This window comes from Nostoc sp. MG11 (genome assembly GCF_014904695.1).
Taxonomy (GTDB): Bacteria; Cyanobacteriota; Cyanobacteriia; order Cyanobacteriales; family Nostocaceae; genus Komarekiella.
The window spans coordinates 292,241-312,578 of sequence record NZ_JACXXN010000001.1; the positions used below are offsets into that span (position 1 = coordinate 292,241).

19 protein-coding genes and 3 pseudogenes are annotated in these 20,338 nt (G+C 42.0%); 8 read left to right on the forward strand and 14 right to left on the reverse strand.

Annotation, left to right across the window (positions count from 1 at the left end; all coding sequences use genetic code 11):
• Positions 1-420: 420 nt before the first annotated feature.
• The 6 genes and pseudogenes from HCR01_RS01310 to HCR01_RS01330 all read right to left on the reverse strand — a co-directional run bounded on the left by HCR01_RS01310 (position 421) and on the right by HCR01_RS01330 (position 4,856).
• Positions 421-756: a XisI protein gene (locus HCR01_RS01310; protein WP_193194224.1), complete on the reverse strand. Its 336-nt coding sequence runs from the start codon at positions 754-756 to the stop codon at positions 421-423.
• The gene (locus tag HCR01_RS40660; protein ID WP_413773915.1) at positions 753-818 is read right to left on the reverse strand and encodes a hypothetical protein; all 66 of its coding nucleotides are present in this window, start codon (positions 816-818) and stop codon (positions 753-755) included. The genes HCR01_RS01310 and HCR01_RS40660 overlap by 4 nt, the downstream gene beginning before the upstream one ends.
• Positions 819-849: 31 nt before the next feature.
• Positions 850-975, reverse strand: coding sequence for an element excision factor XisH family protein (locus tag HCR01_RS40665; protein WP_413773910.1), 126 nt, complete (start codon positions 973-975; stop codon positions 850-852).
• A 171-nt stretch (positions 976-1,146) separates the two neighbouring features.
• Positions 1,147-3,366, reverse strand: a complete 2,220-nt coding sequence (locus tag HCR01_RS01320; protein ID WP_193193770.1) for an O-linked N-acetylglucosamine transferase, SPINDLY family protein — start codon at positions 3,364-3,366, stop codon at positions 1,147-1,149.
• A 157-nt stretch (positions 3,367-3,523) separates the two neighbouring features.
• The gene (locus HCR01_RS01325) at positions 3,524-4,084 is read right to left on the reverse strand and encodes a type IV pilin-like G/H family protein (RefSeq protein WP_193193772.1); all 561 of its coding nucleotides are present in this window, start codon (positions 4,082-4,084) and stop codon (positions 3,524-3,526) included.
• A gap of 205 nt (positions 4,085-4,289) precedes the next feature.
• Positions 4,290-4,856 (reverse strand): annotated as a pseudogene (locus HCR01_RS01330) (Uma2 family endonuclease).
• A gap of 106 nt (positions 4,857-4,962) precedes the next feature.
• Here HCR01_RS01330 and HCR01_RS01335 point away from each other — a divergent pair.
• Both HCR01_RS01335 and trxB read left to right on the forward strand, forming a co-directional pair.
• On the forward strand, positions 4,963-5,760 hold the full coding sequence (locus HCR01_RS01335; protein WP_193193774.1) for an Rpn family recombination-promoting nuclease/putative transposase: 798 nt from the start codon (positions 4,963-4,965) through the stop codon (positions 5,758-5,760).
• A 134-nt stretch (positions 5,761-5,894) separates the two neighbouring features.
• Complete coding sequence (gene trxB / locus HCR01_RS01340) at positions 5,895-7,268, forward strand: thioredoxin-disulfide reductase (RefSeq protein WP_193193776.1); 1,374 nt, start codon at positions 5,895-5,897, stop codon at positions 7,266-7,268.
• Positions 7,269-7,333: 65 nt separating this feature from the next.
• Here trxB and HCR01_RS01345 read toward each other — a convergent pair whose 3' ends face one another.
• On the reverse strand, positions 7,334-7,669 hold the full coding sequence (locus tag HCR01_RS01345; RefSeq protein WP_193193778.1) for a XisI protein: 336 nt from the start codon (positions 7,667-7,669) through the stop codon (positions 7,334-7,336).
• Positions 7,657-8,012: pseudogene (locus HCR01_RS40670) on the reverse strand (element excision factor XisH family protein). Before HCR01_RS40670 ends, HCR01_RS01345 begins: the two are co-directional and overlap by 13 nt.
• A gap of 295 nt (positions 8,013-8,307) precedes the next feature.
• Here HCR01_RS40670 and HCR01_RS01355 point away from each other — a divergent pair.
• From HCR01_RS01355 to HCR01_RS01370, 4 genes are all read left to right on the forward strand, one after another.
• Complete coding sequence (locus HCR01_RS01355; protein ID WP_193193780.1) at positions 8,308-9,204, forward strand: ABC transporter permease; 897 nt, start codon at positions 8,308-8,310, stop codon at positions 9,202-9,204.
• Between the two features lie 154 nt (positions 9,205-9,358).
• Positions 9,359-9,523 carry a hypothetical protein gene (locus HCR01_RS01360; protein WP_193193781.1) on the forward strand — a complete coding sequence of 55 codons (165 nt, stop codon included), beginning with the start codon at positions 9,359-9,361 and terminating at the stop codon, positions 9,521-9,523.
• A gap of 153 nt (positions 9,524-9,676) precedes the next feature.
• The gene (locus HCR01_RS01365; RefSeq protein WP_413773916.1) at positions 9,677-10,570 is read left to right on the forward strand and encodes an ROK family protein; all 894 of its coding nucleotides are present in this window, start codon (positions 9,677-9,679) and stop codon (positions 10,568-10,570) included.
• Positions 10,571-10,573: 3 nt separating this feature from the next.
• Complete coding sequence (locus HCR01_RS01370) at positions 10,574-11,200, forward strand: type I restriction endonuclease subunit R (protein ID WP_193193785.1); 627 nt, start codon at positions 10,574-10,576, stop codon at positions 11,198-11,200.
• A 286-nt stretch (positions 11,201-11,486) separates the two neighbouring features.
• Here the strand turns inward: HCR01_RS01370 and HCR01_RS01375 are convergent, their stop codons facing one another.
• On the reverse strand, positions 11,487-11,909 hold the full coding sequence (locus HCR01_RS01375) for a hypothetical protein (RefSeq protein WP_193193787.1): 423 nt from the start codon (positions 11,907-11,909) through the stop codon (positions 11,487-11,489).
• A 165-nt stretch (positions 11,910-12,074) separates the two neighbouring features.
• Positions 12,075-13,676 carry a CTP synthase gene (locus tag HCR01_RS01380; RefSeq protein ID WP_193193790.1) on the reverse strand — a complete coding sequence of 534 codons (1,602 nt, stop codon included), beginning with the start codon at positions 13,674-13,676 and terminating at the stop codon, positions 12,075-12,077.
• 85 nt (positions 13,677-13,761) lie between these two features.
• Between HCR01_RS01380 and HCR01_RS01385 the strand changes: the two genes are divergently transcribed.
• The gene (locus HCR01_RS01385) at positions 13,762-15,579 is read left to right on the forward strand and encodes an N-acetylmuramoyl-L-alanine amidase (protein WP_193193792.1); all 1,818 of its coding nucleotides are present in this window, start codon (positions 13,762-13,764) and stop codon (positions 15,577-15,579) included.
• A gap of 66 nt (positions 15,580-15,645) precedes the next feature.
• Here HCR01_RS01385 and HCR01_RS01390 read toward each other — a convergent pair.
• From HCR01_RS01390 to HCR01_RS01400, 3 genes and pseudogenes are all read right to left on the reverse strand, one after another.
• A pseudogene (locus HCR01_RS01390) lies at positions 15,646-16,449 on the reverse strand (Rpn family recombination-promoting nuclease/putative transposase).
• A gap of 28 nt (positions 16,450-16,477) precedes the next feature.
• Positions 16,478-16,969, reverse strand: coding sequence for a DUF2085 domain-containing protein (locus tag HCR01_RS01395; RefSeq protein WP_193193794.1), 492 nt, complete (start codon positions 16,967-16,969; stop codon positions 16,478-16,480).
• A gap of 38 nt (positions 16,970-17,007) precedes the next feature.
• Entirely contained in the window at positions 17,008-19,119 is a 2,112-nt protein-coding gene (locus HCR01_RS01400) for a TIGR00300 family protein (RefSeq protein ID WP_193193796.1), read from the reverse strand.
• Positions 19,120-19,382: 263 nt separating this feature from the next.
• Here HCR01_RS01400 and HCR01_RS01405 point away from each other — a divergent pair, with 263 nt between their 5' ends.
• Positions 19,383-19,805 carry a GNAT family N-acetyltransferase gene (locus HCR01_RS01405; RefSeq protein WP_193193798.1) on the forward strand — a complete coding sequence of 141 codons (423 nt, stop codon included), beginning with the start codon at positions 19,383-19,385 and terminating at the stop codon, positions 19,803-19,805.
• 273 nt (positions 19,806-20,078) lie between these two features.
• Here HCR01_RS01405 and HCR01_RS38320 read toward each other — a convergent pair whose 3' ends face one another.
• Positions 20,079-20,336, reverse strand: a complete 258-nt coding sequence (locus tag HCR01_RS38320; RefSeq protein ID WP_226889020.1) for a hypothetical protein — start codon at positions 20,334-20,336, stop codon at positions 20,079-20,081.
• Between the last annotated feature and the right edge of the window lie 2 nt (positions 20,337-20,338).

Here is a 20,338-nt window from a genome sequence, read left to right on the forward strand (position 1 = left end):
ACGCCTGCCTAATCGTAGTCAAGCCTCCTATGGTGAGTAATAAAATAACCCAGATTTCGCAAAAAAATCCTGTGCTATAGGCTTAGAAGCTTTTTATAAATAAGTTTGTAGTAAGCACTTCAGTGCTTAAATTTGTAATTACAGAGGAGGACTAAAGTCCTCACTATAAACCTTTAATTATTCACATCCACTTACTTAGTAAGCGGCTCTAGCTCTTAAAGGTTGTTTGAAAAGTGGTAGGCTGTGATATTAGGCACTTATTGATCCCCCCAACCCCCCTTCAAAAGGGGGGCAAAAACCTCTCAAAGTCCCCCTTTTTAAGGGGGATTTAGGGGGATCTAAAAGTATTTGATACATCACCAAGGACTTTTCAAACATCCTCTTAGAAATAAATTCTAAAGATGCTTTTCAAGAAATGCCCTAACCCACTGCATATTCTGTAAACTTCCTCATGAAAGGAGACTGAAATCCTAATACAATATCCTCTTTGGAAACTCCCATAGTAACCAAATTTGCTGCAATATCATCTTCTGTACCATTCCACTGAAGCCAAATTTTTTCACCCTTAATATCAATATGGATAATGCAACTATGTATCCAATCTTGCCCCTCCCAGCCTACATGGACTACTTGGTAATGGTCACGTTCTATATCAAAAATATTCTCAACATCTATATTCCCATCAGCGGGTTTTTGCTCACTATACTCCTGTAATATCTGCTGTACAATCTGCCGATACTGGGCTAGTTTCTCTATTTGACAATCACCTCTTGCTCTACATCATAAATAATCATTTTGACTTGATTCTCTTCAATCATGGCTTGGGGGAAATCAAGTTGAAAAAATGTTTTATAAGTTGTCAAAAGAGAGATTCACACCACCCACGCTAATTGAGAGGGGATCATGAGTAATCTGCCAACCATCCTTCTGCAAAGCTTTTTTTACAACTTCATGAAAGACATCTTTAGCAGACATACTTATCCACAATTGTATTTCTTATTTTTATATTACCTCTTAAGCCCGTCATGCAACATAGGCAAGGACTTCATAGATATAGGCTTCTTTAAAGTTAAGATAATCTGTGGCTCATTTACCTGGAAATTGCCGTAAGAGGTTATTTTGAGTGCTTAAATGCTCACTAAGAGCTTATTTTCCATCAACATACCTCTGCCACATCTGCTCGTAAGCCTTTTCCATCTCACGGGTAAACTGTTTGCTATTCCACAACGGTGCTGTTTGCCGCGATGCTTTCAGCTTCAAAGCGACTTGCTGGCGTAAAGCCTCATCTTTCCCCAAGCGCACACCCCACTCTACATATTCTTGATCTGTCCAGGCAATGCCTTCTGTGATACCCGCATTTATCATCATGGTGTAGCTGTTACGCGCCGCAAATTGTTCACCAACTCTCGTTACTAATGGGATTCCCATCCACAATGTTTCTAAGGTTGTTGTCGCTCCGTTGTAGGGGAATGTATCTAATACAATATCAGCAATGCCCAAATTAGCGCGATGCACTGACTCTTGATGAACTTGGGGTAAAAATCGTAATCGAGAGCAATCTACACCCTCTTCTTCAGCAATTTGAAAAAAGAAACGTTTAATTGCTTCTTCCTGAGAAAGCCCTTTAATCAAAAAGTAGCTGTTAGGTACTTGTTTGATAATTTGCATTTGCCACCTTGTTGTTTCTGGATGGCGTTTATATCCTCTTTGTGCGCTCAGATACACAACAGCATCCATAGGAATATTTAAGTCATCGCGGCGGAGAGTTGGTACACCAACCTCAAAACCATCTACTGCTATGTAAGTTTGGGGTAATCGCCAAATTTTCTCTGTATAGTAATCTTGTGCATTATCTGGCAATACATAAGGGTCTGCGATAAAATAATCAATCGCAGGTATGCCTGATGCATCCCACCCCAGCCAAGTAACTTGAATTGGCGCTGGCTTAAATGCCATCACTTCACTAGTAATATCTAGAGTAATACTATCAAGGTCAATTAAAATATCAATTTCATCTTGATATATTTGGTCAGCGATTTCCAAGCCGTTCATACCTAATTTGCGAGATGTTCCTGCATGGCTTATATACCATTCTTGGAGAAAATCATTTACTAATTTGTAATTAATGAAATAAGTATGAATATCAAATTTATCTTGGTGATGATGCTGAAACAACCAACGAGCTAACCAACCAACCGAATGGTTTCTTAAAGCATAAGATACATAGCCAATTCTCAACTTTTTAGTTGAGACATTTAAAGTTGATTGATTAATATTTTGAAAATTAAAACTCTTACTCTCAGATTGAGCTAGCTCTTTAATATTATTATTAAATATTTCAGCTACTTTATTATGAATTTCTCGAAAATTTACAGGAGAATCTTTAATGTGAGGTATGGCAAAAGATGGCGTCAGTAATCTTAGTGTTCTGCCTTCTTCTAAAATAATTGGTTGAGATTCAATAAACTGTTGTTCAATAGTTTCCAACTCTTTACAAGCTGTACATATCTCTGCCCAATATCCTCCGGCTGACATTAGACCTCTTAACAGTAAATGGAGTGCAAAGATTTTATCAGCTAAACCTTCTGATAGCGAATAACATAACTTAGCTGTCTCTATACCTTGAGAATAATTATGAGCATCTTGATAAAAAGTCGCTAAATGGCGCAAAATTTCTACATTATCTGGTTCCAATTGTAAATGTAAGTTAAGCAGAGATGCTGCTAGCTTAGGCTGCTGTAAAGTATGCCCAATTTTCATGGCAGCAGGAAGCAGGATGCGAAAGCTTTGATCAGCATCAGTAAAGTAAGGTAAACAAGCTTCTAGTAAAGTAAGATTTATTGGATGTAAAGGAACAGTATTTAAAATCTCCTGCAAAAGTTGCATTAATAATTCGACGTTAATTTCTAAATTTTTTTCTACTTTTAAAGTTTCAATTAATCTCCAATCACCCAATTGGTCGATTTCTTCAAAATTTTCCAGTTTGAAATTAAGTAGAATGATTTGGAATAAATTATTGATATCATTAGAATTAATTTCTCTCATGTGTTGGCGAATTAGCCAAGCTAGAGAATATTCTGCTAGCTTTTCCCGCCGTTCTGCTTCTGTTTGCAAAAGTTGAAATAGCTCATTTGTCAATTTGGACAAATGTTCTGTATCTGCTTCTGCCAATGGCAGCATCCAAGTCATTTGAGCTTCTGCTTCTTGTCCTTGTAATAGTAACAGTAATCCCAAATGCCAATAATAGAAAATTACATCAGGTTCTTGTTCTATTGCTTGTTCGTATAAATTTGCGGCTTGTGCATAGTTTTCTTTAAAAAAGTATTGTTCAGCTAACTGCTGCCAGGTGTTTATATCAGTAATCATGCTTTATTCTCACAGTTCAATAAAGTAAATAAAGTGGGCAGAATACTCTACCCACTTGAGAAAATACGTAATCTAGCTTAATAAAAGCCGTCATGAAAAGTTAACTTTTTTGTCAAATATTGTAGGTAACTAATATTTTGCCTACTAATTCGCTTCTCTACTTAGCTAAACTAATGTAGTTAGCAGGGCAAGTTGGTGAACCGTTGGTGAAACCAGATGCTACTGTTCCATCTGCACCACCGTTAACTCTAGCTTGTGAAGCTTCACACAATAAGGCTATGGTAGTAGCCTCACTGGTAGAAGCTTGTGTTGTTACACCCACACCACCAATATAAGTTTTGAGAGGTGCAGCAGCATTTACTGTTTGTGCTTGGTTGGTTACAGTACTAAAGTTATTACCACCACCATTAATAACGTACTTGTAATTTGTTGTTTGTGTTGCAATACCAAGACCTAAACTACCAAATTCACCATCAGCTGCAAATTGGTTTTGTTCTAAGTAAAAAGCTTGCTGAGCGCGGTTCATTGAACCTACATAGGTTTTTGCTTCTGACTGCTTGGCTTTGTTAGCTTGGTTCAAGAAAGAAGGCAAAGCGATCGCAGATAAAATACCGATGATAATAATTACTACTAGTAGTTCAATGAGTGTAAAACCCTCATCTCCCTTCTTTTTGTCGAGGATGTGTTGAAGAAACTTGGCTTTTAGTTCGGTTTTCATAAGTGTTTTCCCGCAGCTACTACTTGATTGGGTGTTCTAGATGTAACTTACCCACTCGCGATCGCTTTCCTATCACCTTGGGAAAAAAAGTTTGGGAAGATTCGGTAGCACAATCCAGAATCCTTGCATTCCAATATACACAGACATAACTAAGCTCCTGGTGTTAACCAAGGGCTAGATTTTCTCAATTTCAATTGTGAAAGCCTTACTCAAACTCAGGTGGCCACAGTTCTGATACTGCCAGTTCCCAACCTGGTAGCAAGTCTGGTAGTGTAAGTGTCTCGCCATTTTGTCACATCACTGGAGTTTGGTCTAGTCGGTAAACTGTTACTGTCAATTTGTCAGGATCAATCAGTATGCCGACTACAGATCCAAGTTGCAAAAATAACTGAATTTTCTCTTCGAGCGGTTTAATTCTGTCGCTTTTAGATTTAATCTCAACCATTAGATCTGGAACTAACTCTACAAAGTCGCGCTTGGTCTTCTTCAATCGGTCAGCCCGAACAAAAGACACATCAGGCGCACGTAGGTTTCTTCTCTCAGAGTCGCCCTCTTCTATACTTGGCAGAATAAATCCCGCGCTAGAACCAGTTACTCGTCCCAGTTTGCGCGATATGACTCAGTTACTCAAGAAGGTACTCAACCTAGTACTAATTTCCTCTGACTCGTAATCTGATGGCCCCGTAACTATGATTTTACCCTCTACCAGCTCCATCTGCCATTCTGGATGCTCGGATTGTAGCTGCTCTAAATCGGTAATGGTGAGGGACATAACACACCAAATAACATTTATCTATCATACGTACCTCAACCTACGAAAGCTACAATGTATTCCATCCAAACAAAAATGGCTGTATAGTTTGCCATTAGTAGCATCAATGAAAACAGATGTAATTTTTTACGAACTTATTAAGGAACTACCACAGATATTTTTTGAAATTATTGAAAAACCTGAAACTAATCCCAATATCTATACATTTACTGCACCTGAAATCAAACAACAATCATTTCGCTTAGACGGGTTATTTTCTCCTGCCAAGGGATTTGAAAGTGAACCTTTATACTTTGTAGAATTGCAAACATACAAAGATGAAGAATTTTACGAACGACTTTTTGGGGAAATTTTTGTTTATTTCCGTCAATATAAACCAGCAAACTCAGACTGGTATGCAATTGTCATTTACGATAGACGTATTCATGAAACTCCACCTCACCCGCGCTATCGGGTTTTAATCGAACAACATCTACGCTGCATTTATCTAAATGAACTTTCTACTAGACCAGAAGATTCTTTGGGTATAGGAATTGCCAAACTATTTATAGAAGTACCCACAAAAGCTACTTCCTTAGCTCAACAGCTAATCAATCAGGCAAAAGAAAACTTACCCGATGAAAACCTTCAAAAGAAAGTGCTAGCATTTATCCAAGCCATTGTATTTTATAAGTTTCCCAATCTTACTTTAGAGGAAATTGAAGCCATGCTTGATTTAGATGCATTTAAAAATACTCGATTGTACGAGAGTATCTTAGCAAAGACAAAGCCAGAAACAGAACTAGAGACAAAATTGAAATTAGTCTCAAAATGTGTTGATAAAGGCATGAGCATTCAAGAAATAGCAGAATTTTTAGAACTAGATGTTGACACTATCAGAAAATATCTGCAAGAACAGTCTTAGCGATTAAGAAGGTGTTTGGCAAGTGTTGAGCGCATAGTTATATAGGCATTTTATGATCGCTTACCATATAGCACGGCCAATTACAATTTGTTATGCTATATTAAGCGTAGTCGTTATGAGTTCATAATATAGCCATGACTAACCCGACTGTAGAAAACTTAGTAATTATCGGTTCTGGGCCAGCAGGGTATACAGCGGCCATCTATGCAGGACGAGCTAACCTAAAACCCGTTGTATTTGAAGGTTTCCAAGCCGGGGGTTTGCCTGGTGGGCAATTAATGACAACGACGGAAGTTGAGAACTTTCCTGGGTTTCCCCAAGGGATTACAGGGCCGGAACTGATGGATCAGATGAAGGCGCAAGCAGAGCGCTGGGGGGCTGAGTTATATACTGAGGATGTGATCTCAGTTGATTTGAGTCAGCGTCCGTTCACAGTGCGATCGCAAGAAAGGGAAGTTAAAACCAATAGTCTGGTGATTGCTACTGGTGCAACAGCAAAACGTTTAGGTTTACCCAACGAACATGAATTTTGGAGTCGCGGTATCTCGGCTTGTGCAATCTGCGATGGTGCTACCCCAATTTTCCACGGTGCAGAACTAGCTGTGATTGGTGCTGGCGATTCGGCGGCGGAAGAGTCCATTTACCTCACCAAATACGGCTCTAAGGTAAATATGCTGGTGCGTTCCGATAAAATGCGGGCTTCTAAAGCCATGCAAGACCGCGTTTTGAGTAACCCAAAAATCCAAGTGCATTGGAACACGGAAGCCGTGGATATCTTCGGTAACGGTCACATGGAAGGGGTGAAAGTTCGCAATATCAAAACTGGTGAAGAAAGCAAACTGCACGCTAAGGGCTTATTCTACGCTATTGGTCACACTCCTAACACCTCTCTATTTAAAGGACAATTAGAACTGGATGAGGTGGGTTACATTGTCACCAAGCACGGTACTGTAGAAACGAGTGTAGAAGGCGTTTTTGCTGCTGGCGACGTGCAAGATCATGAGTTCCGTCAGGCAATTACAGCCGCGGGTACTGGCTGTATGGCGGCGATGTTGGCAGAACGTTGGTTATCTTCTAGTGGTTTGATTCAAGAATTTCATCAACAGCCAGAAACAGCAGATAATGAATTAGAACATCAGCCAGCGGCGAAGAAAACTGAAGCTGAGGAAGAAGCTGGATTTGTTTTGAATGCGACGCGTCATGAGGGAGGTTATGCTTTGCGGAAGTTGTTCCATGAAAGCGATCGTTTACTCTTTGTCAAATACGTCGCTCCTGGTTGCGGCCCTTGCCATACCCTCAAACCAATTTTAAATAAAGTAGTGGATGAATTTGACGGCAAAATTCACTTTGTGGAAATCGACATCGACAAAGATCGAGATATTGCCGAGAATGCTAATGTCACAGGAACACCGACGATTCAATTGTTCAAAAATAAGGAACTGGTGAAAGAAATCAAAGGCGTCAAGCAAAAGAGTGAATACCGCCAGTTGATTGAAAGTAATCTGTAAGATAATGGGGAATAGGGCATGGGGATGAGGGAGAAATAACCAATGCCCAATGCCCGCTTAATAACTTAGGTAACAGCATATCCTGTATGTTGCCTAACATTTGGTGGATGAAATCCCAAGACAATTTTCTCTTTAGGAATTCCTGCTGCTACTAATTCGTAGGTTACGCCATCTTCTGTGTCATCTCGTTGCACCCAAATTTTGCCATCAATAATGTCAATATGAACTAAGCAACCGTGAATTCGCTTGACACTATCCCAACCTAAAGTTATCAGCACATAACTGTCATTTTTGCTATCAAAGACTGCCTTACATTCAATAGCTGCGTGGGAATAGGGAATTTGTGTGTAGGGTAATAATACCTCTTTGATGATACGTCGATAATTATCTAAGGTATCCATTGGATAATCCTCTCCGTTTCTGGATTAAAAACGAGTAACTTTAGATTCTCAGTTTCTATTAAAAGTGTACCAATTGGTTCCTCAAACAAAGCTGTAAATACGCTATCTCGAATTGCCAAATATAATGTTCTTTTTGGCTCCAGGCGATGGATAACAGCACAATACATGATAAATCCCCCAATAGCATCTTTGAGGTCTGCCATTTCTGAGGGACTGACAAAACTTTTAATTTCTACAGCTATTTTTTACTTCCTTGTTCTGCGGCTATAAGTTGTTTTGCTCCTAAATCTACATACATATCTTTTTGACCCCATTTTAAATGTAGGGGGTCATCTGTAATTATCTAGCCTTCTTGAATTAAGGCATTCTTAACAGCATCATGATAAATATCTCTTGCAGGCATATCAAAGTATATTAAAATATTTCTCTACTTAGGATGATTGCCCCTTGTAGCAATACTGGCTGGTAATTTATTAGCTAACTCCAGCAACAATAAGGCATAGTTTCACCTTTATCTCAGTGTAGCTTTGTATCCATAATGAAGCAGTCGGACTTTTATTCAGGATGTTTTGTTTACTCAATCCCCAATCTGATATGTAAAATAGTCAGCGTATCTTGCTTGATCCAGGCGATCGCTCATGGCCATTACAAAACGGCAGCTGCCAAAATTTTTACGTTCAGCCAACAGTCTCAACCTTTCTCAACAACTAATGCTCATAGGGTTAGCCATTACCCTGTTTTTCATCTTATTGGCATTTTTCGCTCCCGTATTCCAGACTTGGGGATGGCTGCAAAACCCCAAGGATTTTCTCTCCAATCCAGTTCACGAGCCACCCTCAGCTAAATATTGGTTTGGAACCAGTCGCCTGGGCTATGATGTCTTTTCCCGGACAGTATTTGGTGCTCAAGCGGCTTTGCAAGTGGTAATTTTGGCAACAGCGCTGAGTATGATTATCGGTGTGCCTTTAGGGATGCTAAGTGGCTATCTCGGCGGTAAGTTGGATAGGGTGTTGCTGTTTATTATGGATAGCATTTATACCCTACCAGGGCTACTCTTGTCTGTGACGCTGGCTTTTGTAGTGGGGCGTGGAATAATTAACGCAGCGATCGCGATCAGCATTGCTTACATCCCTCAATACTACCGCGTTGTCCGTAACCACACCGTTAGTGTGAAAACTGAAGTATTCATTGAAGCTGCTCAAGCAATGGGCGCTTCCACTTGGATTGTGCTGTCTCGATATCTATTTTTCAACGTCATTCAAAGCGTACCCGTACTATTCACGCTCAACGCTGCTGATGCAATTTTGGTGTTGGGCGGTTTGGGCTTTTTAGGACTAGGACTTCCAGAAGAAGTGCCAGAATGGGGACATGATTTAAAACAAGCACTAGAAGTCCTACCTACTGGCATTTGGTGGACTACCCTTTTCCCTGGTTTAGCGATGACATGCATGGTAGTAGGGTTATCACTACTTGGTGAGGGGTTAAACGAATTTGTCAATCCCCGGTTACGGCGAGAAAATAGAATCCGAAAGTAGTCATTAGTCAATAGTTAATAGCAAAAAAACAATAACAACTGACAAATGACAAAGCGCAAAGTCTAGCCAGTTCCTTTAAGCGGGGAACCCTGCCAACGGACTGCCTCAACTTTGTAAGAGAGGACAACTGACAAATAACAATAGAGAGATTTACGTGAAAGATAACCTGACATTAATTGCCGCTGCTACTGGTGGATTTGTACTTTCCGTCGCCCTGGCTGGTATCTTAAGAGGTGCTCCAATTACAGCTTGGCAGGAGCAATCGAGTCTTCGTTCATCCCCAGTGGCGAATGTGCGAATTATTAGTAACCATGAATAAACACAGTCTGTGAAAGTTCTGCTTGCCTCAAGCCGACACACCCTGCGGGAAGCAAGCTAAAGACTTTCTAGAAAAATACACACAGATATTTTTTTATCTGTGTTTATTTGTGTTCATCTGTGGTTCTATACAAATAAAGATTTTGGATTGGCCATTGTGGATCAAGTAGTTGGCATTGATGTGGGGGGAACAGCAATAAAGCTGGGGCGTTTTACACCAGATGGTACTTGCTTGCAATCTTTGACTGTGGCGACTCCCCAACCAACAACACCAGCAGCGGTGGTGGCGGAAATACTGGATGCGATCGCTCAAATTGATCCAGATAATCAAACTGTTGCTATTGGTGTTGGTACTCCTGGCCCTGCCGATGCCACAGGACGCATTGCCAAAATCGCTATTAACTTGGCAGGATGGTGCAATGTGCCTTTAGCAGACTGGTTAGAAACCAAAACTAGCAAACCCACCGTTATCGCTAACGATGCTAACTGCGCGGGGTTAGGAGAAGCTTGGTTAGGTGCTGGGCGCCACTTTCAAAATCTGATTCTGCTAACTTTAGGAACTGGGGTTGGCGGTGCAATTATCCTGGATGGCAAACTGTTTGTTGGGCATCAAGGAGCAGCTGGAGAATTGGGTTTAATTACATTCAACCCCAATGGGCCAATATGTAATAGCGGTAATCAAGGCTCTCTGGAACAGTATGCTTCAGTTAATGCGATTCGTCGCCGCACTCTGAGGGAAGCAGCAGAATTGGGCGCTTTGGCCCAAGCAGGAGATGCCGAAGCATTGACTTTTTGGCAAGAATATGGTAAAGATTTGGCTATTGGTTTGACGAGTTTGATTTATGTACTCACACCAGAAGCGATCGTGATTGGTGGTGGTGTCAGTGCCAGCTTTGAGTTTTTCTTACCAGCTATGAAGGCGGAAATTGAGAAGCGAGTAATGCCAACCTCACGCGCGGATTTACAAATTTTGCCAGCAGAATTGGGCAACTTTGCTGGGATAGTGGGTGCAGCAAAGTTAGCATGGCAACACTATTCGGGATCTTAGATTATGGTTCAAATAATCCCAGCCAGAGACATTAGTCTTTACGAATTAGAAGAAAAATTTGGTTTGCAACTTACCACAGACACCAACTTCTTTCCAGAATGGATAGAGAATTTACCAATTCTGACTGATGGTGAAAAGCAAGCGCTTGATCGAGTGAAAAGCAATTATTTGAACTTGAATAAGCGCCGTCTGATGTCAGAAGAGGCGGTAAAAATGGTAGTGCTGTCTCCTTTACTCGATTTAGCTGGGTTTTATCAACCCCCTTTTGAAATTGAAACCGAGACTTCTATCGAGATTTCTGCTGAAGATGAAGACTTTATCGTTAAAGGAAATATTGATGTCCTTGTCATTCAAAAACGTTGTTGGATACTTGTTATTGAATCTAAAAGCAGTAAATTTGATGTGATGGTAGCCCTACCCCAAGCACTCGCGTATATGCTTGATAATCCAAATCCTGCACAACCAACTTTTGGTTTATTAATCAACGGTAGGGAATTTGTTTTTATCAAATTAATTCAGCAAGGACAACCTCGGTATGCACGATCTTATGCGCTATCAATTGAACGCGATTTAGAACTACATCAAGTAATCAGTGTATTGAAGCGCCTTGGAGAATTAATCATCAGTTAGGAGTGAGTACTTATAGCAAAGTGCTGAGTCACCGTTCGCTCTTAGCGTCTCCCCTTGGGAGAAGTTTGCTCAACCGGGGGAACCCCCGCACGCAACTTCTCGCTGAGTGCTGTTAGCGGTAGCGGGGCGTTTAGCCCGTCCTGAGTAAAAACCCAGTTGCTTTATGGCTTTGAGCAATCAACACTGTCCTAACCTATGTTACTACGGCTATAAGCAGTGGAGTTTGGGAGCATCTCACTTTTATAAAAATATCCTCACACCATGCCCAATGCTCTATGCCTCATTCTCATGAAAAAGAATATCCAGTTGCCTTTTTAACGAATTGCAAAACTTTTTGATAAGATTCGGGATTACTCACAGGGTTGATGATGATGGGGATAGTGCCATCTGGCAACCAAAAGGTGATCCTGCCATTCGCTTCCTGACAAAAAGAACTGATGCAGTTGAGGTTAATTACGTATTCATTTTTCTCATAAATGATTTTTACCCAGTGGGCATGATTTAATTCCAACCCTGTAACGCATTCTAGATAATCCAGAACTTTTTGGTAGTCTTCCAGATTACTTTGCGGGTTAATCACTATGGGAATGGCACTGTCGGGTAGCCAAAAAGTCACCCTGCCGTTGCGTTCATAACAAAAAGCATGGACACGCTCAAAATTTACTACATATTCTTTCCTCTCGTAAAGGATTTTCACCCAGTACGCCACAAAATCTCCTCAAGTCCGAAGTTTACGAATGATTTTCACTCAGTAAGTCATAACATTTCCTCATTAATATCGCTTTGATGATTACAAAATAAATTTTTTAAAATTTGGAATTTTGCATTTTGTGTTACTTTAAGACAGTTCCAATGATCTTGGCAGATTGAGGGTTTAGAGAGTAAGAGCGATCGCGGCTTGAATAAACCCTTTAAATAGAGGATGAGGGGTACTTGGACGAGATTGAAATTCTGGATGAAATTGGCAAGCAATAAAGAATGGATGGTTGGGTAATTCCACAATTTCGACTAAGCGTCCATCGGGAGAAGTGCCACTAATAACATACCCAGACTTTAACAATAGATCGCGATAAGCATTATTAAACTCATACCGATGCCGATGTCGCTCATAAATTACATCATCTTGATAGAGCTTAAAAGCCAAAGTATCAGGTAGTACACGGCAAGGATAAAGTCCCAAACGCATTGTACCGCCTAAATCAACCACATCTTGTTGTTCTGGCAATAGGTTAATTACCGGATCAGTGGTGTAAGTGTCAAATTCAGCACTGTTAGCATCTGTTAATCCTGCTACGTGCCTTGCCCATTCAATTACGGAACATTGCATTCCCAAGCATAAGCCTAAGAAGGGAATTTGGCGATCGCGGGCATATTGAATAGCGGCAATCTTACCGTCTACTCCCCGGATGCCGAAACCTCCTGGCACAATCACGCCATCAACACCTTTGAGATGGGTTTCGGCTGGTTCAGTTTCCAAATCTTCTGAGTTCACCCAACGCAGTTTCAATTTGCCACAAGTGGAGATTGCAGCATGGTGCAGCGCTTCTACTACAGATAAATAAGCATCACCTAACTGCACATATTTACCGACGATGGCAATTTCTACCTCGTACTTGGGACTATGTAGACGTTGTACCAGCGTTTGCCACTGCGTTAAATTTGGTTGGCATTGTTCCATTTGCAGCAAGTTCAGCACTTGCTCTGCCATTCCTTCCTTTTCCAGATTCAGCGGTACTTCATAGATACTCTTGGCATCTTGGGAAGTGATGACACATTCTTCTGGTACATCGCAAAATCCCGACAATTTCTGTTTTAATCCTTTGGGTAGGGGGCGATCGCTCCGACAAACTAAAATATCCGGTTGAATACCAATGGATCTCAGTTCCTTCACCGAATGCTGTGTCGGTTTTGTTTTCATCTCACCCGCAGAGGCAATCCACGGTACCAGCGTTACGTGCATATACAACACATTTTGCCGTCCCACTTCTTTACGGAACTGGCGAATCGCTTCTAAAAATGGCAGTGATTCAATATCTCCTACTGTACCGCCTATCTCAGTAATTACCACCGATGGGCTAGTACTTTTAGCAACCCTCAAGATTCGTTCTTTAATTTCGTTAGTGATGTGAGGAATCACCTGTACAGTGCCGCCATTGTAATCGCCGCGCCGCTCTCTATTGATTACTGCCTGGTAAATCGCGCCAGTAGTAACGCAGTTCAACCGCGACATGGAGGTATCAGTAAAGCGTTCGTAATGCCCCAAGTCTAAATCTGTCTCCGCGCCATCCTGGGTAACAAACACTTCCCCGTGCTGAAAAGGACTCATCGTCCCTGGATCGATATTGATATAAGGGTCGAGTTTGAGAATCGACACCGAATAATCGCGCGATTTGAGCAAACGCCCCAGACTTGCTGCTACAATGCCTTTGCCTATACTGGAAACTACACCTCCAGTTACAAAGATAAATTTAGTCATAATAGTTTTAATTTCTAGCAACTTCTAAAAATACATCTCGTCATTGTGCCACAGTCATTGTGGTGAAATCTTCTGTGATTTGACCGTGAAAAACCTTTTAGGATTAGTAGTATTCGGCTGTGTTGTCACTTCCTCCGTAGCATTGGCAGAGCCATCTCTTTTAGTCGTTTTTCCCCAAAATAACCATCAGACAAGTGCCGAGCAAATCTTCTTTCTTGGTACAGCACCACCTGATGGACAAGTTTTGTTTAATGGTAAGCCAATTACCCGCAGCAAGAATGGTCATTTTTCTCCAAGTTTCCCCTTGCAATTGGGTGAGAATTTGTTTACTGTGCGTCACCGTAACCAAGAAATTCAAATTAAGGTGACAAGGCTTACCGATCAGCCAAAGCTTCCACAGGGGTTAGCCTTTGCCAAAGATTCCCTGACTCCAGCAGTTGACATTGCCAGACTACCAGGGGAACTAATTTGTTTTAGCGCGATCGCACCCCCTAATGCCAGTGTATCTGTCAAGCTGGCTAATCAAACTGTAGACCTCTCACCGCAACCCCAACAGGCGCAACTGCCAAGTAATTTGGCAGCCCTCACGGGGCGAAATCAGCCTACTGCCCAGTCTACCGTAGGAAAGTACGAAGGTTGCACTACAGCACAACAGCTTGGTTCCCTAATTTACGGTAACAATACCATCTCCGGTGCTGTTGTTCAGGATTCCGGCAAAAATGTAGATTTGGGTAAACCGGAATTTCAACTAACCCTCAATGGCAAGACGATAACTCAATCAGGGCCCGGCACAATTCAAATCCTTTCACCCGCGCAGTTACCTGTTTCTGAGGTGATAGCAGAGTCAGGCGTTGCTCGCACTGGCCCTAGTACCGATTATTCTCGACTCACACCACTACCGAAAGGGACAAGAGCAACGGTTACAGGAAAGGAAGGTGAATGGTTACGCCTAGACTATGGTGCTTGGATTAATAGCAAAGAAACCCGCTCTTTACCTGGTGCAATTCCAACACGGACAGTAATCCGCAGTGTCGGAAATCGCCAACTCCCTGGTTTGACGGAGATATTTTTTCCCTTACAAATTCCCGTACCCGTAAGCGTGCAACAAGATAACCGCACTTTCACGCTTACTCTCTACAATACCACTGCTCAAACAGATATTATTCGCCTGGATGACAACCCCCTAATTTCTCGCCTCGACTGGCAGCAGGTGGCTCCAGAACAAGTAAAATACACCTTTAACCTCAAAAAAGCTCAACAGTGGGGATATAAGCTGAAATACGACGGTACAACCCTGTTTTTAGCTTTGCGTCATCCACCTGCAATTGGGCATAACAGACACAAGTCTTTAGCTGGCATCAAGATTGTACTTGATCCAGGACATGGAGGTAAAGAGCCTGGTGCCACTGGCCCGACTGGATATTTGGAAAAAGATGTCAATTTAGTCGTCTCTAAGTTGCTGCGCGACGAGTTGGTGAAGCGAGGTGCGAATGTGGTGATGACGCGGGAAGATGATCAAGATGTTTCGCTAGTAGAACGTCAGGAAATTATTAGTAAAGAAGAACCTGTGATCGCTCTTTCCATACATTACAACTCTTTGCCAGATGATGGTAATGCCGAAAAAACTAAGGGATTTGGAGCTTTTTGGTATCATCCCCAAGCTCATAGCTTAGCAATATTTTTACACAATCATGTAGTCAAAGCACTAAATAAACCTTCCTATGGTGTGTTTTGGAATAACTTAGCGCTAACACGTCCAGCGGCGGCGCCATCGGTATTGCTGGAATTGGGTTTTATGAGCAATCCCGATGAATTTGAGCAGGTGGTAAACCCAGAAGAACAGAAGAAAATGGCAAAAGCTTTAGCCGAGGGAATTACCCAGTGGTTTAGGAGTGTGAAATAGAATACATTAGGGCAGTCTTTATAAGTAGAGTTGCCTAATTTTTCAGCGGGTCTAATTGGCACAACATCAATCGGAAGTTTGCTCAGTTACTACCTGCTGCACTTGCTCAACCGACAAATTTAATGCCTCTGCTACCTGCTTCACGGTCAGTCCCAAAGCCAACAATCGGGGTAATGCTTCTAATAGAACTTCTTCTTTAACTTCTTCTTTAACTTCTTCTTTGATTTCTTGATATGCTCTCGTCTGCTTTAATTCACTTAGTCCAAACATTGCTGCTATCTCCTGACGAGTCATTTGCGGTAATTTGTACCAAACTATTGTTTCTACCAATTCTATAATTTGCTTTTTGACAGCTTCATCAACAATTTCTTGTCTAGCTTTGTTAATTAATAGTCACGCTTGTTCAGATGCTCTCTGTTCTGACTCTATGACTAATTTTACTACACCTATCCCTAGCGAACAGTCTATATCTTCCCCTAACTCATCCAAATAGACACGCTACACTTGCTCAGTCAGTAGTAGACCGCGATACTGCATGGGTACTTCTGGCTCTAAACTGCGTTGAGGATACAGAACAACTGCACGCCAATCATTATGTAGGTCGTATTGACGGAGGTACAAAAAAATTTCACCAAAAAAGCGCGAATAAAATCTCGAATCAGACTGAAACTGAACTTCTACAAAATATATTGGCTGGTCAGGAGAATCAATATAAGGTAAGAATAAACCATCGATACGAAAGGCAGTTTGCTTGATTTCAACTGAGGTAAATTGATAGTTATTACCATTTGCAGCAGATTGACCAATCAACTCAAAAAATATAGCGGGAAAGTTCTGAAATAGTTGATAAAAAATCGAGTCAGTTCTCATGAGATGAAGATGTCAGCATTACCCACTATCACTTATGCAATATGGGCATGGTAAACAATCCCCACGCTAAACCTGTAATCATCCCAAAAGGCGTAACCACGTAATTATTAAAACTCCATAAACCGAACACCTGCGCTGCTAACTCTAGAGGATAAGCCATCATCAATACACTAGAGAACGCTGCCCCATTCCACCCATACTGATTTAACCAGTAAAAACCTTTACCACCAGTCACAGCATACAGTAGACGAGTAATTAGCAAACCCGTGACAGTACCGTAGCAGCGCATACACACAGCCATAATAAACGGAGGCGCTAAATCTAACCCCATATCTGGTTGCGGACAGACATGATTTCCCATGAAATAAATGATCTCCGCAATCCCCGGAAGCAAAAACACCCCAGACGCAGCCAGAAAGGGAGCAATAGGCGGGCCTATGACCATACCTACTAGTATGAAATCAGCGATCGCACTGACCCAATTAATCTGCAACTCTCTACTGAAAGCTACTCTTGCCATTCCCTTCCTCTGCGCCTCTGCGCCTCTGCGTGAGATTCCTAACCTACCTTAGCAACATACGGACTTGTCAACTTATCCAACTGCTGCACTAAGAGACTGAGGAACAATCCCACATCTGTCACCACACCCACCGATTCTACAGAACCGCGATCGCTTAACTTAGTCACCACAGCTGGATTGATATCCACACATACCATTTTCACACCCGCAGGGGTCATATTCCCCACCCCAATTGAGTGCAGCATTGATGACAACATCAAAATCATCTCCGCGCCTTCTAGTTGTTTGGCATATTCCTCCTGTGCCTTAATCAAATCCATTTGAGTATCAGGTAAAGGCCCATCATCCCGAATGGAACCAGCAAGCACAAAAGGTACATGATTGTGGACGCACTCATACATCACGCCACTCTTAATCGCTCCCGCTTCAACTGCTTTGGCAATACTGCCATAACGGCGGATACTATTAATGACCTTCAGGTGATGGCGGTGTCCACCACGCACGGCGACACCCCGCTTCATGTCCACACCTAGGGAAGTCCCCATAATATTTTGCTCGATGTCATGGACAGCGATCGCATTACCGCCCAGCAATGCCTGTACGTAGCCTTCACGAATCAGTTGCGCTAGATGTTCGCCGCCACCTGTGTGAATAACCACAGGTCCAGCCGTGACAACTACTTTACCACCAGCATCACGAATTTTACGTAATTCCCAAGCCACTTGTTCAACGACTAATTCCACACGCCGCTCGCTGGAAACCCCCGCCGACATAAAGCTGAATTCTTGGGTATTGCGTAGTTCCCGCGATTCAGTTTTGCGGATAGTGCGGATACCTAACACGTCTACAATAACTTGGTCGCCTACTTCGACATCGCGTAGGATTTTACACCGTGCTACTATCCCATTCGGAGTTTGGGTAATTGCGATCGCTCCATCCATGCGCTGATTTTCTACCTTCACCCACTGACCACGAATCCGTACTTCGGTGGGATAAATTGTACTGACGTAGAAATCATCAGGAGCTACACCAGCTTGAATTACAGGCTCAAGTTTGGCATCTCGTTCATCTTCGGGTAAATTTACTGCACCCAAGTCAATCAATCGCGAGATGATTTCTTCCATCACTTCATGCGATGGAGCTGACACCTTCACCTCGGCGGCTGAAGTACTTTGCCGTTGTTCTCCCAAGTTGAAATTCAGGACTTGGAAACTTCCCCCAGCATCCACAATTAGATCCAAAGCACGGTTAATCAAACCAGCATCCAGCAAGTGTCCTTCCATCCGAATGACGCGGCTTTCTACCGAGACATTGGCATGAACTTCGTCCCTAACTGGTTCTGTCACCCGCAAGGTGAGGCATTTAGCCGCGCCACCAGCTTTGAGAAATTCAGTCAACGGCGTTTCCATAACTTGGAAACCTATATCTGCAAGGCGTGCTTTCAAAGCATCACTCGCCTTGTTCATAATGATAATGCCGTCCACATTCACTGCATTACAAGCAAAGTTGACTGCATCAGCTTCTTCAATTGCGATCCGCTTTTCTGGTGCGACTCGCATTTCGATTAAGCGATTGGAGTAAGAATCAAAAGCGCCTGGATAGTAAAGTAAATAGCCGTTTGCTAGGGGACAAAAACAGGTATCTAGGTGATAGAAACGTTCATCTATCAGTCGCAGAGACAGCACCTCAATATCCAGCCATTTGGCTAGATAAGGGTGAGAATCTAATTCTGAGCGGAAACCGTATCCTGCCCATAGCCAACGTCCTTCCCGATCTAGCAGTGCGTCGCCTGCTCCCTCAAAAGGCAGATCTTTAGGGAGTTCATGTACTGTGTAATTATTTGCTTCAAACCATTGTTTGAAGTAAGGTTCTTCTCCCTGACGTTCTTTGTGTAAAAAGCGACTTAGGACGACGTTCTTTCCCAGTACTAAGCCAGCGTTGGCGGTAAAAACTAAATCAGGCCAACCTTTCTGGGCTGTTACTAAATCTACAATGGCGTGTTGCTTGAGGATGTAGTGTAGTCCTTGCCACTGTTCGACGGCGCGATCGCGCGATGACTTGTGAATATTCCCTTCCATCCAGGGATTAATTACATAGTCCACATCGTAGTGGTCAGGAGGACACATTAAAAAGCGAATCAGGGAAGTCATAAAAATTTTACAAGCGTTTAGATGCTACAAGGTTATTTTGGATACAGATTTTTGTTTTTCCAATTTGTAAAATCTGCTACTAAACCTCTACCTCTTGATAGTTGAAGGCTTTACAAAGGCTTCGTTCTTAATTCTATTACTGTTAAGAGACAAACTGAAGAGAAGAAATAAACTAGCTGGCGAAATGGCAAGAGGAGTAACAGGCATAGGCCTGAAAGTGCAATTTCGTGTTATTTTAATGCCGTTTAGTTTTCATAACTCTGATGGCAAAGCTAACAATAACGATTGAAGATAACCCTAACCCAGAGGACATTCATACTGTTATCAGCCAGCTTGTAGAATACAACAATAGTCAAGCAGAGAAAGATATATATCAGTCACTAGCTATCTTAATTCGAGATACTAACAGCACAATTGTTGCTGGTTTACTTGGCAAAACACAATGGGGATGGCTATTCATTTCTCACCTTTGGGTTACAGAAGGGCTACGAGGTCAAGGATACGGACGCCAAATGGTGTTAAAAGCCGAAGAAGCAGCTAAACAACGTGGTTGCTGTCAAGCTTACTTAGATACTTTCAGTTTCCAAGCATTGGGTTTCTACGAACGCCTAGACTATCAAATATTTGGTGTTCTGGAAGACTTTCCTCCAGGGTATAAAAGGTATTTTTTACAGAAATCAATTTAAAAACCTTTCTTTTTAACTAGACATCCCCGGAAAAGATGTAGAAACGTAGCAGTGCTACGTCTCTACAAGGATTTTGGGCAATGCATAATTAATTTCCAGAGATGTCTATTAGACATCATAATAAAAATTCCTCTTGCAAGATGTTGGGTAAGGGTTAAAGGGGAGCAACGCGAAAAAGTTGGTTTTCATGCGGTTTCTCATGCTCTGGCTGGATGGGAGAAAATGGCTAAGAATCATATAGAACTTAGAAGGAAGAGATACTTCAAGCTCAGTTCACAAATCGCTCAGTTGGATAATGCACAATTGCGTTCTGTGCTTGACAATAGTGAGTCGCATGAGTCGAGTACGGGTTGGGGGATAAATCACGCTATAGTTGTTGGCCAATCCAAGGTCTTTGTCAAACGTGTTCCAGTTACGAACATCGAATTTGACAACCTGTTCTCCACCAGAAACCTCTATGACCTGCCGACTTACTGTAATTACGGCTTCGGTTCCACTGGTTTTGGGGTCTTCCGTAAACTCGTGACCCATAT